Here is a 14216-nt window from a genome sequence, read left to right on the forward strand (position 1 = left end):
TCCCGTCCTAAGAGGACGCTCCTTGTCGCACGACCGCCGGCGCCCCGGCGACCTCCGCGAGCACCCCGAGATACCGACCCGCCAGCGCGTCGCGGTCGTACTCCCGCTCGACGAAGCTCCGGCCCGCGCGCCCCATCTCCTCGCGAAGCGCCGGGCTGCGCGCGAGGCTGCGGATCGCCTCGAGCATCCCGTCCACGTCCTCCGGCGGGGCGAAGAGCCCGCCGCCCGATCGCTCGACGATCCGCCGCGCCTCCCCGTCCACCGAGATGACGAGGGGCCTCTCCATGGCCATGATCTCGAACATCTTCGACGGGATGACCGTGGTGAAGAGCTCGCTCTTGCGCAGCGGGACCAGGCAGACATCGCTGATGCGATAGAGCGACGGCATCCTGTCGCGCCGCTGCTGGCCGAGGAAGACGACGTTATCGAGCCCCTCCTCGCGCGCGCGCGCCTCGAGCTTGCTCTTCTCCGCGCCTTCGCCGACGAAGAGGAACCGGAGCGCCGGCTCCGCGGCGCGAGCGCGCGCCGCGACGTCGAGCACCGCGTGCAGACCGTGAGCCATCCCCAGCGTCCCGACGTAGGAGCAGACGACATGCTCCGGCGCGAACCCGAGCTCCTCGCGGAGCTCCGCGTCGGCGTCCGCCGCGCCGCCCTCCGCGGCTGGGCTGAAACGCGCGAGGTCGACGCCGTTCGTCACAACGCTGATCTTGCCCTCGGGGACGCCCCGCTCGCGCAGGCGCTCTCGGAAGCTCTCGGTCACGACGACGATCCGGTCGGCCTCCCGGTACAGGAACTCCTCGAGGCTGCGCATCGCCGCGACCGCGCGGTGCCCCTCCGGCAGCGCGCCGACGGCGACGATCGACTCCGGCCAGAGATCGCGCACCTCGAAGACGAACGGCGCGCCGCGGAGACGCGCGATCAGAAAGCCGGCGAGCGCCACGAGGATGGGCGGGCTCGTGGCGACGACGACGTCGGGAGCCGGCGCGAACCATTGACCGAGCGAGACGGCCGAGAGGGCATAAGAGACATACGCGATCGACCGGCGGACGATCTTCTTGTTCGGCGTCGCGTAGATCCAGGTACGGACCACGTTGACGGCGTCGAACACCTCGCGCGCGAGGATGCGGCCGCGGTACTCCTCTGGCAGGTTGCCCGTGGGATAGTTGGGCATTCCTGTGAGCACATGCACGGTGTGCCCTGCTTTGGCCCAGGCCCTGGAGAGCTCGGATACCCGCGCCTGAGGCGCCCCGACTTCAGGAGGGAAGTACTGCGACACGTAGAGAATGTGCAATGGACAGCGCGCCTCCGAGGACAGCAAGCCAACGCCACGGATAACGCCAGCGGCGTGAGGACAGGGCGAGTTCCTGACGTCGGCCCGGCGGCAACATACACCAAACCGCGCCGTGGGGTTGAGGATCTCCGAGTCGAGGCGGCGCGCGGACTGCGGTCTCCCGCCCTTCGGCGGCGAGCCCATCACCTGGACGCCAATCTGCTCCTCCAGCAAGGCTCGCCGGGGACGCAGCGGCCCTCAAGGGTCGCCGGGGTCGCGGCGGCCATCCGTCCCGCTGCGCGAACAGCGTGCGCGAGCATCGGCGCAAGCGACCAGTAGGAGGGCGAACCACGATCGCCCGGATGGCACCCATGTCGAGACAGTTGCGTCCATGACATAATTACAGCACGGTTCTGTCCTGTTGCTGCGCCAACGTGCCGGAGGAGGTCCCGGCCGTGGCAGCGCCTCCCGGTCGCCGGGACCGCCCCTTCCAACGTCACCGCCTGTCGCCCGCCTCACCGCCCGCCTCACCGAGGTTGAGGTACAGTCGTCGACCCCGTGCGGTTCGGGTACCGCCCGATTACGTCCTGACCGTGGTTGAGGTACGTCGGTGGTTGCCACCGGCTCGGAGCCACGTCACTGGGAGCCGCCTCACCGTGGTTGGGGGCCCCCGGCCCGGGGCCACCTCACCGTGGTTGGGGCCCCCGGCGCGTAGCCCTCACCGTGGTTGGGGTCCGCCCCGGGGTCTCCCCCCCGGGGCCCGGCCGCCAACTCACCGTGGTTGGGGTCCACCCCGGGGTCTCCCCCCGGGACCCGGCCGCCAACTCACCGTGGTTGGGTATGCCGGGTACGCCCCGCATCTCCCCGCGGTCGAGGTGCGCCCCATGATCGGGGTGAGCCGCCCGAGCGGTCAGGGAGCACGCACCGACAGATCCGTGCTACTGGAAAATTCTCACGATGCTTTTCTGATCTGAATGCCCTGGCGCGGCCCCGCACCTAACTGCGGGTCCGGTGAGTGCGCTCACGGTCCGGAGACGGGCCCGAGGCGCGCAGGTGGGAAGGCGGAGGCAACGCCCCAGCAATGGACCGTCGAGCAGGAAACGAAAGGGTGACACGGGGGCGACATCAAGCGAAACCAGCTCACCTTCATGGGAAAACCTGCCCGCGCCGCGCGCTGCTCGTCTTGCACGAGCGGACAGGTTCGAGAAGAATGGCGTCGCGCTTGATGCGCGCCTTACTACGGTTCGTCTGACAGGCGAACTCAGCCTTTCAAATTATGATAAAGAGCACACTGAACGTCACGCTGGTCCGACGCAGCATCATCGTACTGGCGCACCTCGTGCTTTGGTCGCTCGCGTTCGGCGGCGCGTTACTCCTTCGTTTCGACGGGGACCCGGCTGGGATCCACCAGCCATTCCGGAGCAACTGGCCCTATGCTCTCGGAACGCTCCTCGTGTGCCGCGCAATCACGTTCTATGCCTTCGGGCTGTTCCATGGCCTGTGGCGGTATACCGGGCTTCCCGACCTCTGGAAGCTGCTGCGCACATCCGCCCTCGGCACGGCGGCGCTCGCCGTGGTGGCAGAGATCGTGCTACACCGCGCGCAACTGCCTCGCTCCGTGTACGTGGGAGAGCTGTTGCTGTCCGTCGTGCTCGCCGGCGGCCTCCGGTCCGCGATTCGCGGAATGCGCGAGCTCAAGCGAGCCACGAACAGCACGAACACGACGCAGATACTCATTGTAGGCGCGGGCGACGCGGGCGAGAGCCTGCTCCGCAGCCTGCAGCGGATGCCCGACCGCAAGTGGAACGTCTGCGGCTTCGTCGACGATGATCCGATGAAGTGGCAGGCGCGCATCCGAGACGTTCGTGTGCTCGGCCCCGCGGACGAGGCCACGCTGCGCAAGGCCGTCGCGGACCATGACGTGAAGCTCATCGTGCTGGCGCTCCCGAGCGCCCCGGGCTCGCGGATCAAGGAGATCGTCAACATCTGCCGCCAGCTGAACGTGCAGACGAAGACGATCCCGAGCGTCGCCGAGCACATCCAGGAGGGCGGGTTCTCGCAGATCCGCGAGGTCGCCATCGAGGATCTCCTCCGCCGGGACCCCGTGACGCTCGACGTGAAGCAGGTGCAGCAGCTCATCGAGGGCCGGACTATCCTGGTGACCGGCGCCGCCGGGAGCATCGGGAGCGAGCTCGTGCGGCAGGCGATGCGCTTTCATCCGCGCAAGATCCTGCTGCTGGACCACAACGAGAACGGGCTCTTTTACCTGGAGCGCGAGCTGCGGCAGGCGTTCCCTGGTGCGTCGCTCGTCCCGCTCGTCTGCGACATCACCGATCGCGACCGGATCGGGTCGATCTTCCGCCACCATCGGCCCATGGTCGTGCTCCACGCCGCGGCGCACAAGCATGTGCACATGATGGAGCTGAACAGCGCCGCGGCCCTCAAGAACAACGTGTTCGGGACCCGCACGGTCGCCGACGCTGCGCACGAGTTCGGCACCGACACCTTCGTGCTCATCTCGACCGACAAGGCGGTCAATCCGACCTCGGTGATGGGGTGCAGCAAGCGCGTGGCCGAGATGGTGATCCAGGCGCGAGGGGCGACGAGCAGGACCCGTTACGTCGCGGTCCGCTTCGGCAACGTGCTCGGGAGCAACGGCAGCGTGGTCCCGCTCTTCCGGGAGCAGATCAGGAATGGCGGCCCTGTCACGGTCACTCACCCGGAGGTGCAGCGCTATTTCATGACGATCCCGGAGGCGACGCAGCTCGTCCTCCAGGCAGGCGCGCTCGGGTCGCGGAGCGAGATCTTCGTGCTCGACATGGGCAAGCCGGTGAAGATCGTCGATCTCGCGAAGCTCATGATCGAGCTGTCGTGCCCCGATCCGGACGACATCAAGATCGAGTTCACGGGTCTCCGCCAGGGAGAGAAGCTCGCCGAGGAGCTGCTGCTCGACAGCGAGGCCTACGGCTCGACCCCGCACCCCAAGGTCCTCGTCGGCCGGATCCAGCCGGTCCCGAAGGAGCGGCTGGATCGAGCGCTGGAGCACCTCGCGAGCGCGGCCCGCGCGGGCAACGACGCCGAGATTCGGCGCTTGCTGGAGGATCTGGTCCCCGAGGCGCACCTGTCCCATCCCGAGGAGAGGCCCTCCGCTGTCCCCTCGCTCGCTCAGCCGGCGTCGGCGCTCGCCTGACCTCGTCCCGCGCCCACGCTCGCCTGGCAACACCTACGGGATCCAGATCCGGCGCCTGTGGCAGGCCGTCGGACCTGCCGGGGGCCCGCACGCGGCGCATCTCGGCCGGTCGGCGACGGGATCTGCCCTGCAGGCGTCGCGCCGGCCTTGGCCGCACGCGGGTGATCGCCTGCATGCGCCCGGCGAACTCCTCATCTTCGATCGCCGCGTCGATCGCGGCGCGGACACGCCGATGATCATCGACTACAGCGATCAGGAGGTCCTGCGCAGCCCCGGCTGCCGGGCACCGGCGCGGACGTGGCGAGCGGCTGCAGGGCGGCAAAGAGGCCGGAGAACGCCCCGTGTTTCGCAAGGAAGCGCATGGTGCTTACCGGGGAACACCATGGTTCCCGGGGGAAGAAAGGAGTTGACGTTGCGCGCGCCAGCCAGCCATTGTGCCGGCCCAAGCGGCTCCTCCCGAGCCACGCGGCCCATGCGCATGCTCTACGTCTCTCCCTGTTTCCCGCCTGAGCCAGGGGCCCCGGCCGCGCGCGTGTCGGAGATCGCCCGAGCCTGGCGCCGCGCCGGACACGAGGTCACGGTGCTCACGGGCATGCCGAACCACCCGACGGGGGTAATCCCGCCCGAGTACCGGGGTCGGCTCCGCATGGAAGAGGACTTTCACGGCGTGCGCGTCCTCCGCACCTGGATCTACGCCGCCGCCAACCGCGGCAAGGTGCGTCGCTCGCTCGCGTACGGGTCGTGCGCCCTGTCCGCGCTCACGCTCGCGCAGCGCGATCTGCCGCGTGCCGACGTGCTCATCGCGACGAGCCCCCATTCCCTCACGGCCGTGGCCGGCGACGGCGGCGGGAGCGCGAGATGAACCTGCCGCGGGTCGCCCGCACGCTGGCGCAGCTCCACCCGCTGCAGGTGCTCGCGCGGCCGATCGCGCTGGGCGGGCGCGCGCTCGGCCGGGGACCGAGCGCGGCGCGGCCTCCGCACGTCCGGTCCGACTTCGCCCCGCCGAGCGCGGCGTTCGTGGCCTTCGCCGAGGCCGAGCGGGCGCGCGGGCGCGCGCGCCTTGCCGCCATCCCCGAGGGCTCGCTGCTCCACGCGTACGAGGGCGCCTATGGCTACGAGCTCGGGGCCGATCCGACCGTCCCTGCCCCGACGGCGTGGGACGCCCCCGTCGCGTCGCACCCGTTCCCGGCCGCGGTGCGCGCCCGCCGGCTCGCGGTCGCGGCGCGGCTCGGCCGCCCCGGGCTCGCGGCCGAGCTGGCGCGCGCGTGCCGGGCCGTCGCGCTCGGGCTCGAGCTTCACCTCCTGGGCAACCACCTGCTCGAGAATGCGATCGGGCTCGTGTGCGGCGGCGCGGTGGCGCGCGGGATCGAGGCCGAGGCCTGGTGGCGGCTCGGTTCGAGGATCCTGTCGTGGCAGCTCCCGGAGCAGTTCCTCGAGGACGGCGGCCACTTCGAGCTCTCCGCCTCGTACCACCTCGCGCTCGCCGCAGGGCTGCTCGAGGCCATCGAGCTCGCGCAGGTGGCGGGGCGCGAGGTGCCCGAGCTCTGGCGGGCCACGGCGCAGAAGGCGCTGGCCTGGGCCGCCGCCGTCCGCGCCCCGGACGGGACCTATCCGCTCTTCAACGACGCTGCCCTCGACGCCGCGCCCGAGCTCGATCAGGTCCTCGCCCTCGGCGCCGCGCTGGGCCTCCACGACGCCGGCGCGACGGCGGACGCCACGACGGCGCTCGTGCACCTCGCTTCGACCGGCTGGGTGATCCTCCGGTCCGGCGAGCGCGCCTGGCTCGCGTTCGACGCGGGGATGGACGGCGCCGCCTACCAGCCCGGGCACGTGCACGCCGACGCGCTCACGTTCGAGCTGTGGATCGAGGGCGAGCGCGCCGTCGTCGACTACGGCGTATCCAGCTACCTCGCGGATCGCGACCGGGAGGAGACCCGGGCCACGCGCGCGCACAACACGATCGAGCTCGGCGGCGTGGATTCCAGCGAGGTGTGGAGCGCCTTTCGCGTCGGCCGCCGGGCTCGCGCCCAGGTGTGCCGGCTCGACCGGGGCCCCGCGCACCTCGCGGCGGAGGCCGAGCACGACGGATATCGCTTCCTTCCGGGAGCTCCCCTGCACCGACGGGCGCTCGAGCTCTCCGAGCGGGAGCTCGTGATCCGCGACGAGATCGTGGGCGGCAGCACGAGCGCGTGCTCGCGGCTCAGGCTCGACGAGGCGGCCTTGCAGCGCCGGTCGATATCGATCGAGGGCGCGCAGCTCGCGCCGGAGCGGAGCGCGGGCGTATGGCACCCCTGCTTCCGGCAACCGCGCGCGGCGATCGTGTTCTCCGGTCGCGGCGAGGTGCGAGACGGCTGGCGCAGCGGCTTTCGCCTACGGTGGTAATCGGTGGGTGCGCCGGGCGCGCCGGGCGCGCCGCACGCCTGCCGGGTGAAGGGACCGCTGCCGAGCTCTGCGGTCCTCGCCGCCAGCCCTTCGGTCCTTGCGGCCGAGCTCTGCGGTTCTCGCGTCCGGAAGCGACGCTTCCAGCATGTCGAGCCGCGCCCGATTCCGCCTCCTTACCCCTGTGCCACGCAGGCTCCCGTACAACCCGGTTGACAGGCTTGGCCTGGCGCCCTACAAGGTCCCCAACCCTCACGCATACGTAAGGGTCAGGGTCCACGCGATGACAACCCGGCACCATCTACCCGTCGCCCACGAGGCCTGCGAGCAAAGCATCGCAGGACCCTTCGCGTCCAGCACGTCCCGAACGGACGGACGGCTGGAGGCCGACCCAACGGAGGAGGACGACCGCCTCCTCCAGGTGGGGGACATCGCCAAGGCGACCGGGAAGACGGTCCGGGCCATCCATCATTACGAGGAGGTCGGGCTGCTCAGGCCGCACGCGCGCTCCAAGGGGCGCTACCGGCTCTACGACAACGCCGCCCTCACCCGGGTCCGGTGGATCGGCAAGCTCCACGACCTCGGTCTGTCGCTGAGCCAGATCCAGCAGATCGTCTCGACCTGGGAGTCGTCCTCGTCAGCCCCCGGCGCGATGTCGCGTATCCGCGACGTCTACCAGCAGAAGCTCGAGGAGGTGCGGGAGCAGATCGCCCACCTCGAGACGCTGGAACACGAGCTCGTCGCGAGCCTCGCCTACCTCGATACCTGCGAGACGTGCGACCCGGCAGAGCTCGTCGCCGCCTGCACGAACTGTAACCTTCACGACAAAAGCCAGGCCGAGCCCGAGCTCGTCGCCGGGATCCGCGGCGGCAACGGGCATTGCCGCCAGGGCTCGAATCACCGCTGAACGAGAACACCATGGGTATCCAACTTCCGATCTACATGGACTATCACGCGACGACGCCGGTCGATCCGCGTGTCCTCGACGCCATGCTGCCGTACTTCAACAGCAAGTTCGGCAACGCCGCGAGCCGGAGCCACGTCTTCGGGTGGACGGCCGAGGAGGCGGTGACCCACGCGCGCGAGACGCTCGCCAGGCTCATCGGCGCCTCGAACCCGAAGGAGATCGTCTTCACCTCGGGCGCGACAGAGAGCGACAACGTCGCGATCAAGGGGGTCGCCGAGTTCTACAAGGACAAGGGCAACCACATCATCACGAGCGTCATCGAGCACAAGGCGGTGCTCGACACCTGCAAGCGGCTCGAGAAGCAGGGCTACGAGGTCACCTACCTCAAGGTCGACAAGTACGGGATGGTCGATCCGGACGACGTCGCCGGGGCGATCACCGACAAGACGATCCTCGTCTCGATCATGCTGGCCAACAACGAGGTCGGCACGATCCAGCCGATCGCCGAGATCGGCAAGATCACGAAGTCGAAGGGTATCCTCTTCCACACCGACGCGGTGCAGGGCGTGGGCAAGATCCCCTTCAATGTCGAGCAGATGGGGGTGGACCTCGCGTCGGTGACCGCCCACAAGATCTATGGCCCGAAGGGGATCGGCTGCCTGTACGTGCGCCGGTCGAAGCCGCGCGTCCGCATCACCGCGCAGATGGACGGCGGCGGCCACGAGTTCGGCATGCGGTCCGGCACGCTCAACGTGCCCGGCATCGTCGGGTTCGCCAGGGCGGCCGAGATCCTCATCCAGGAGGGAGAGGCCGAGTCGGCGCGCATCCTGTCGCTGCGCGAGCGGCTCAGGAACCGGCTCTGGAGCGCGCTCGACGCCATCCAGCTGAACGGCTCGCCCGACCGGCGGCTGCCGGGCAACCTCAACGTCTCGTTCAGCTTCGTCGAGGGCGAGGCGATGATGATGGCGATCAAGGACGTGGCCGTCTCCAGCGGCTCGGCGTGCACGAGCGCCAGCCTGGAGCCCTCGTACGTCCTCCACGCGATGGGGATCGGCGACGACCTCGCCCACTCGTCCATCCGCTTCGGGCTCGGGCGCTTCACCACCGAGGAGGAGGTCGACTACGTGGCCGACCTCGTGATCCGGAAGGTGAACAAGCTGCGCGATATGTCGCCGCTCTACGAGATGCACAAAGAGGGGATCGACCTCAACAGCGTGCAGTGGGCGGCCCACTGACGACGGCGCGGAGACGCCGGACCGTCAGATCAAGGTTTCAAGAGAAGAAGGGAACGGTCGAGGAGAGAGCCATGGCATACAGCAACAAGGTCATCGAGCACTACGAGAACCCGCAGAACGTCGGGACGCTCGACAAGAACGACGACCGCGTCGGCACCGGGCTCGTCGGCGCTCCGGCCTGCGGCGACGTCATGCGCTTGCAGATCAAGGTCGGCGAGGGCGGCGTCATCGAGGACGCGAAGTTCAAGACGTTCGGCTGCGGGTCGGCCATCGCGTCGTCGTCCCTCGCCACGGAGTGGCTGAAGGGCAAGACGATCGACGAGGCGGAGACGATCAAGAACAGCATGATCGCCGAGGAGCTCCACCTGCCGCCGGTGAAGATCCATTGCTCGGTCCTCGCCGAGGACGCGATCAAGAGCGCGATCGCCGACTTCCGGGCCAAGCAGCAGGCGAAGAAGACGATCTCCGGCACGGCGCCGGTAGCCCCGGGCGGCCAGGAGAGCGCCGCCACGGCGAGCGCGGAGTAACAGCGCCGGTCCTCCGGGCGGAGGCGGCCGACGGCACCGGAGAGGAGCAACGCCATGCAGAGCAGCGAGGAGACGAGCACGACCACGAGGACCCCGGCGACGGACGGCGGGAGCCACCCCGCGCCCGCCGCGGCGGCGGACGCAGCGCACGCGCACGGCGATGGCGCGGCGGCCGAGACGGCCAAGGCGAAGCGGACGCTCTCGGTGAGCGACGCCGCGGTCCAGGCGATCCGGGCGCAGCTCGCCAAGCGCGGCACGCCCGAGGGCGCCATCCGGGTCGGCATCCGCGGCGGCGGCTGCTCCGGGTTCTCCTACGTCATCGAGTTCGAGGACAGGCCGCCCCGGTCCGGCGATCTCGTCCTGGAGTTCGCGGAGCCGGGCCAGGCCACGGTGCGCGTCCTCTGCGACAAGAAGAGCATCATCTACCTGGGCGGCTCGGTGCTCGACTGGGAGAAGACGCTCATGTACCAGGGCTTCAAGTTCAAGAACCCGCAAGAGGCGACGCGCTGCGGCTGCGGGCACTCGTTCACGGTGGCCTGAGCCGGCCACCGCGCGCGCCCGCCCCCGCCGCCGAGGCGCCTCCATCGAGCACGACATGACCGATCCCTTCGATACCCTGGGCGTCGAGCCCCGGTTCGACCTCGACCTGCGCGCGCTGGAGCAGCGCCACCGCGACCTCTCGCGCGCGCTCCACCCGGATCGCTACGCGGGCGCGCCCGCGGCCGAGCGACGGCTGGCGCTCGGGCGCGCGATCGAGGCGAACGACGCGCTGCGCGTCCTGCGGGATCCGATCCGCCGGGCCGAGGCGCTGCTCCAGCGCGCGGGGATCGCGCGGGGCGAGGAGGCCGGGCAGAAGGCCCCCCCTGCCCTGCTCATGGAGATGATGGAGTCGCGCGAGGAGCTCTCCGAGGCGGCGAAGGCGCGCGACGGCGCGCGGGTCGCGCGCCTCGGCGACGCGATGCGGGCGCGCGAGCAGGCGACGCTCGCCGCGATCCAGGGCGCCTTCGCCGCGGCGGAGGGCGACCCGGAGGAGCTGAACGGCGTGCTCGCCCTGCTGAGCGAGCTCCGCTACATCCGGCGCTTCCTCGACGAAGTGAGCGCAATCGAAGAAGAACTCACGGTTTAGAAATGACCCTCCTGGAGATATTCGACCCCAAGGCCAGGCCGAGCCCGATCGGCATCGATCTCGGGACGACGAACTCGCTCGTCGCCCGCGTGCGCGACGGCCGCCCCGTGGTCATCGACGACTGCAACGGAGAGCGCCTCGTGCCGTCGGTCGTGCACTACGACGAGCGCGGCAACGCCGTCGTGGGCCAGAGCGCGCGGCGGCTCGCGCAGAGCTCCCCGCGCGAGACGATCGTCAGCGTGAAGCGCTTCATGGGGCGCGGCGCGAACGACCCGGAGACGCGGCGGCTCGGGCCGTACGAGTTCGCGGAGCCGAAGGGCCCCGAGGACGCGAAGAGCGTGCGCTTCAAGGTGCGGGACCGGGTCGTGACGCCCGTCGAGGTGTCGGCGGAGATCCTGAAGGAGCTCCGCACGTCGGCCGAGCGCGAGCTCCGGTCCGTGGGCGGCGCGGTGATCACGGTGCCGGCGTACTTCGACGACGCGCAGCGGCAGGCGACGAAGGACGCCGGGCGGCTGGCCGGGCTGGAGGTGCTGCGCCTGCTCAACGAGCCGACGGCCGCGGCGCTCGCGTACGGGCTCGACAAGCAGCAGAACGGCCTCTTCGCCGTGTACGATCTCGGCGGCGGGACGTTCGACGTCACCGTCCTCCTGCTCGACGACGGGGTCTTCCAGGTGAAGTCGACCGGGGGCGACAGCGCGCTCGGCGGCGACGACATGGACAGGGCGCTCGCGGAGCGGCTGCTCGAGGAGATGGGCGCGACGCGGCGGACGCCGGAGGTGGTGCGGCTCGCGCTCGACACCGCCCGCAGCGTCAAGCACGCGCTGACCGACGCGGAGCGGGTGGAGATCGAGCTGCCCGTGCAGTCATCCGGTGAAGACGGGCGCGAGGGCGAGCGCGCGGCGTCGAAGGTCGTCACCGTCACGCGCGACGAGCTCAACGCGCTGATCGCGCCGCTCCTGGAGCGCACCGGCGCCACCTGCCGGCGCGCGCTGCGCGACGCGGGGGTCGAGGCGCGGGACGTCGACGGCGTGATCCTCGTGGGCGGCGCGACGCGCGTGCCGTACGTGCGCGAGTACGTGGCGAGGCTGTTCGGCAAGGAGCCGCTCAAGGACATCGATCCGGAGGAGGTCGTCGCGCTGGGCGCGGCCATCCAGGCCGACATCCTGGCTGGCTCGATGGAGCGCGCGGACGAGGTGCTGCTGCTCGACGTGCTGCCGCTGTCGCTCGGCATCGAGACGATGGGCGGGGTCGCGGAGAAGATCCTGCCGCGGAACACGACGATCCCGGCGGGGGCGCGGCAGGTCTTCACGACCTACGCGGACAACCAGACCGGGTTCGATCTGCACATCGTCCAGGGCGAGCGGGAGCTCGCCGCCGACTGCCGGTCGCTCGCGCGCTTCGTGCTGAAGGGGATCCCGCCGATGCCGGCGGGCATGGCGCGGCTCGAGGTGACGTTCCGCGTCGACGCCGACGGCCTGCTCGGGGTGACGGCGCGCGAGCTGACGACCGGGGTCGAGCAGAAGGTCGAGGTCAAGCCGAGCTACGGGCTGACGGACGAGGAGGTGGAGGACATGCTCCTCGCGGCGCTGGACCACGGGGAAGAGGACCTCCTCAAGCGGCGGCTCGTCGAGGCGCGGGTCGAGGGCGAGCGCGTGGCGATGGCGACGCGCAAGGCGCTCGCCGCCGACGCGGACCTGCTCGAGCCGGGCGAGCGCGAGGCGATCGAGGGCGCGCTGAGCGCGCTCGACGCGGCGATCCGGGGGGACAAGCCGGGGCTGATCCAGGCGCGCACGGAGGCGCTCGACGAGGCGACGCGTGCGTGGGCGGGGCGGCGAATGGACCGCGCCGTGGCCCGGGCGATCGCGGGCAAGCAGGTCGAGGACGTCGAGGCGACGGTCGCCGCGGCGAAGGGCGTGGACGCGCACCTGGCCGAGCACGCAGGGGGCGAAGCGAGCCGCGCGCCGGCCGAGGCGGGCGGCTCGAGCCAGGGATCGGTGGACGTCAACGCGGGCGTCGAGGCGAGGAGGAGCTGATGGCCAAGGTCCGTTTTCTGGCGCACGGCAGCGCGTGGGAGAGCGAGGTCCCGGTGGGCTCGACCGTCCTCCAGGCCTCGAAGGCGGTGGGCGCGCCCGAGGGCGACGCGTGCGGCGGCGTCTGCGCGTGCTCCACCTGCCACGTCTACGTCACGAAGGGGCGCGAGCTCCTCAGCGAGGCCGAGGAGGACGAGGAGGACATCCTCGACAAGGCCTTCGACGTGCGGTCGAGCAGCCGCCTCGGCTGTCAGGCGAAGATCGTGAGAGACGGCGAGATCGAGGCCGAGATCGCCCGGGAGAGCCTCGACGCGTTCTACAACGAGCACCCGAACGTGAAGGATCCGCGCAAGAGCTGAGCCGTCTGCTCGGCGGGCGGGCTGTGGGCGCGGCGGGCTCGGCGCGCCTAGGACGGCGGCCTCGCCTTCGCCGTCGGTGGCTTCGGCTCGCGCGGCGCGGGCGGCGGGTTGCGGAGCTTGTCCAGCTCGGATCGCGCCTCCGTTGTGATGCGGCGAGCGATGTGGGCAAAGGCCGAGGCGGCCTCCTGTGCGGGCGGCGTCGAGAAGATCGCGACGAGGTGCTGCGCGGCCGTCTTCCTGCCGATGGGGACGAGGAAGAACGTCAGGGCGGCGAGGAGGAACACGACGCCGTTCGTGAGGCGCTTGAAGAAATCGCCGACCACAGGCGGCCAGGGTAGAGGGTGCGCGCGGCAGAGGCCCAGTTCTTGGGTGTTTTGCCTTGCAACGAGGCGCCGCCTTCCGCGCTGAGGCTCCGCCCGGTGGGCTCGGCGCGCCCCGTGAGACGCCCGGGCGCGCGCTCTCGACCGCAGCGCTGTCGGTCCGCCTCATGCGCTCCGCCCCTTGCCGGCGCGCCGGGGGCTCACGACAAAACGACGCGGGCGGTCCGGCTCGAAGCGCCGGGCCGCAGCGCTGGATCGCCCGGCTCCACGGAGGCTCGGCGCGATCGGCCGTTCGAGACAAGGAGGGGAGTGACATGATCAAGCCTGTTCTGCTCACGACCGTGCTTGCAGCGTTCCTGTCGGCGGCGACGGCCGCGCAGGGGCAGGACGCGACGGGAGGGCAAACCACCCAGGCCGGCAAAGCCGCGCTGAGCAAGGAGGATCGGAAGTTCGTCGAGGAAGCGGCGCTGGATGGGCTCCTGGAGGTGCGGCTCGGGCAGCTCGCGCAGCAGCGGGCCGGGAGCCCGGACGTGAAGAGCTTCGGGCAGCGGATGATCGACGACCACTCGGCCGTGAACAAGAAGCTCGCGGAGCTCGCGCAGCGCAAGGGCGTGCTCGCGCCCGGGGAGCTCGATCAGGAGCACCGCGAGGAGGTCGACAAGCTGTCCAAGAAGACAGGGGCGGAGTTCGATCGCGCGTACATGAGCGCGATGGTCGACGACCACGAGGACGACATCAAGGCGTTCGAGAAGGCCTCGAAAGAGGCGAAGGACGCCGACGTGAAGAGCTTCGCCGCCGCGACGCTCCCGAAGCTGCGGGAGCACCTCGCGCTGGCGAGGCAGGTCCACGGCAAGGTGAAGGGGAAGTAGCGGC

General features: G+C 70.6%; 13 protein-coding genes. 11 read left to right on the forward strand and 2 right to left on the reverse strand.

Going from position 1 to position 14216, the window contains the following annotated elements; translation table 11 throughout:
- Positions 1 to 7: 7 nt before the first annotated feature.
- Entirely contained in the window at positions 8 to 1276 is a 1269-nt protein-coding gene (locus tag WMF24_RS37890; protein ID WP_437738900.1) for a glycosyltransferase family 4 protein, read from the reverse strand.
- A gap of 1447 nt (positions 1277 to 2723) precedes the next feature.
- Between WMF24_RS37890 and WMF24_RS37895 the strand changes: the two genes are divergently transcribed.
- The 10 genes from WMF24_RS37895 to WMF24_RS37940 all read left to right on the forward strand — a co-directional run bounded on the left by WMF24_RS37895 (position 2724) and on the right by WMF24_RS37940 (position 13023).
- Positions 2724 to 4460 carry a polysaccharide biosynthesis protein gene (locus tag WMF24_RS37895; RefSeq protein ID WP_437732324.1) on the forward strand — a complete coding sequence of 579 codons (1737 nt, stop codon included), beginning with the start codon at positions 2724 to 2726 and terminating at the stop codon, positions 4458 to 4460.
- Positions 4461 to 4938: 478 nt separating this feature from the next.
- The gene (locus tag WMF24_RS37900; protein ID WP_437738901.1) at positions 4939 to 5322 is read left to right on the forward strand and encodes a glycosyltransferase; all 384 of its coding nucleotides are present in this window, start codon (positions 4939 to 4941) and stop codon (positions 5320 to 5322) included.
- The gene (locus WMF24_RS37905; RefSeq protein WP_437732325.1) at positions 5319 to 6842 is read left to right on the forward strand and encodes a heparinase II/III domain-containing protein; all 1524 of its coding nucleotides are present in this window, start codon (positions 5319 to 5321) and stop codon (positions 6840 to 6842) included. The genes WMF24_RS37900 and WMF24_RS37905 overlap by 4 nt, the downstream gene beginning before the upstream one ends.
- Before the next feature lie 280 nt (positions 6843 to 7122).
- Positions 7123 to 7746 carry a MerR family transcriptional regulator gene (locus tag WMF24_RS37910; protein WP_437732326.1) on the forward strand — a complete coding sequence of 208 codons (624 nt, stop codon included), beginning with the start codon at positions 7123 to 7125 and terminating at the stop codon, positions 7744 to 7746.
- Positions 7747 to 7763: 17 nt separating this feature from the next.
- Positions 7764 to 8981 carry an IscS subfamily cysteine desulfurase gene (locus WMF24_RS37915; RefSeq protein ID WP_437738902.1) on the forward strand — a complete coding sequence of 406 codons (1218 nt, stop codon included), beginning with the start codon at positions 7764 to 7766 and terminating at the stop codon, positions 8979 to 8981.
- A gap of 71 nt (positions 8982 to 9052) precedes the next feature.
- A complete protein-coding gene (gene iscU, locus WMF24_RS37920; RefSeq protein WP_437732327.1) occupies positions 9053 to 9508 on the forward strand; it encodes a Fe-S cluster assembly scaffold IscU in 456 nt (151 codons plus the stop codon).
- A gap of 54 nt (positions 9509 to 9562) precedes the next feature.
- Positions 9563 to 10048, forward strand: a complete 486-nt coding sequence (locus WMF24_RS37925; protein ID WP_437732328.1) for a HesB/IscA family protein — start codon at positions 9563 to 9565, stop codon at positions 10046 to 10048.
- A 55-nt stretch (positions 10049 to 10103) separates the two neighbouring features.
- Positions 10104 to 10634 (forward strand): Fe-S protein assembly co-chaperone HscB, encoded by a 531-nt coding sequence (gene hscB / locus WMF24_RS37930; protein ID WP_437732329.1) that lies wholly within the window; start codon positions 10104 to 10106, stop codon positions 10632 to 10634.
- Between the two features lie 2 nt (positions 10635 to 10636).
- Positions 10637 to 12667 carry a Fe-S protein assembly chaperone HscA gene (gene hscA / locus WMF24_RS37935; protein ID WP_437732330.1) on the forward strand — a complete coding sequence of 677 codons (2031 nt, stop codon included), beginning with the start codon at positions 10637 to 10639 and terminating at the stop codon, positions 12665 to 12667.
- Positions 12667 to 13023 (forward strand): 2Fe-2S iron-sulfur cluster-binding protein, encoded by a 357-nt coding sequence (locus WMF24_RS37940; RefSeq protein WP_437732331.1) that lies wholly within the window; start codon positions 12667 to 12669, stop codon positions 13021 to 13023. The genes hscA and WMF24_RS37940 overlap by 1 nt, the downstream gene beginning before the upstream one ends.
- A 47-nt stretch (positions 13024 to 13070) precedes the next feature.
- Here the strand turns inward: WMF24_RS37940 and WMF24_RS37945 are convergent, their stop codons facing one another.
- Positions 13071 to 13346: a hypothetical protein gene (locus WMF24_RS37945; protein ID WP_437732332.1), complete on the reverse strand. Its 276-nt coding sequence runs from the start codon at positions 13344 to 13346 to the stop codon at positions 13071 to 13073.
- Between the two features lie 311 nt (positions 13347 to 13657).
- On the opposite strand from WMF24_RS37945, the gene WMF24_RS37950 reads away from it, so the two are divergent.
- Complete coding sequence (locus WMF24_RS37950; RefSeq protein ID WP_437732333.1) at positions 13658 to 14212, forward strand: DUF4142 domain-containing protein; 555 nt, start codon at positions 13658 to 13660, stop codon at positions 14210 to 14212.
- Positions 14213 to 14216: the final 4 nt, after the last annotated feature.

Origin of the sequence: Sorangium sp. So ce1335 (genome assembly GCF_051521615.1) — a bacterium.
Classification (GTDB): domain Bacteria; phylum Myxococcota_A; class Polyangia; order Polyangiales; family Polyangiaceae; genus Sorangium.

Excerpts from the sequence above, each read along its gene's own strand:
- WMF24_RS37900 (WP_437738901.1), top strand. The coding sequence starts at position 4,939 with ATGCTCTACGTCTCTCCCTGTTTCCCGCCTGAGCCAGGGGCCCCGGCC.
- WMF24_RS37905 (WP_437732325.1), top strand. The coding sequence starts at position 5,319 with ATGAACCTGCCGCGGGTCGCCCGCACGCTGGCGCAGCTCCACCCGCTG.
- WMF24_RS37910 (WP_437732326.1), top strand. The coding sequence starts at position 7,123 with ATGACAACCCGGCACCATCTACCCGTCGCCCACGAGGCCTGCGAGCAA.
- iscU (WP_437732327.1), top strand. The coding sequence starts at position 9,053 with ATGGCATACAGCAACAAGGTCATCGAGCACTACGAGAACCCGCAGAAC.
- WMF24_RS37925 (WP_437732328.1), top strand. The coding sequence starts at position 9,563 with ATGCAGAGCAGCGAGGAGACGAGCACGACCACGAGGACCCCGGCGACG.
- hscB (WP_437732329.1), top strand. The coding sequence starts at position 10,104 with ATGACCGATCCCTTCGATACCCTGGGCGTCGAGCCCCGGTTCGACCTC.
- hscA (WP_437732330.1), top strand. The coding sequence starts at position 10,637 with ATGACCCTCCTGGAGATATTCGACCCCAAGGCCAGGCCGAGCCCGATC.
- WMF24_RS37940 (WP_437732331.1), top strand. The coding sequence starts at position 12,667 with ATGGCCAAGGTCCGTTTTCTGGCGCACGGCAGCGCGTGGGAGAGCGAG.
- WMF24_RS37950 (WP_437732333.1), top strand. The coding sequence starts at position 13,658 with ATGATCAAGCCTGTTCTGCTCACGACCGTGCTTGCAGCGTTCCTGTCG.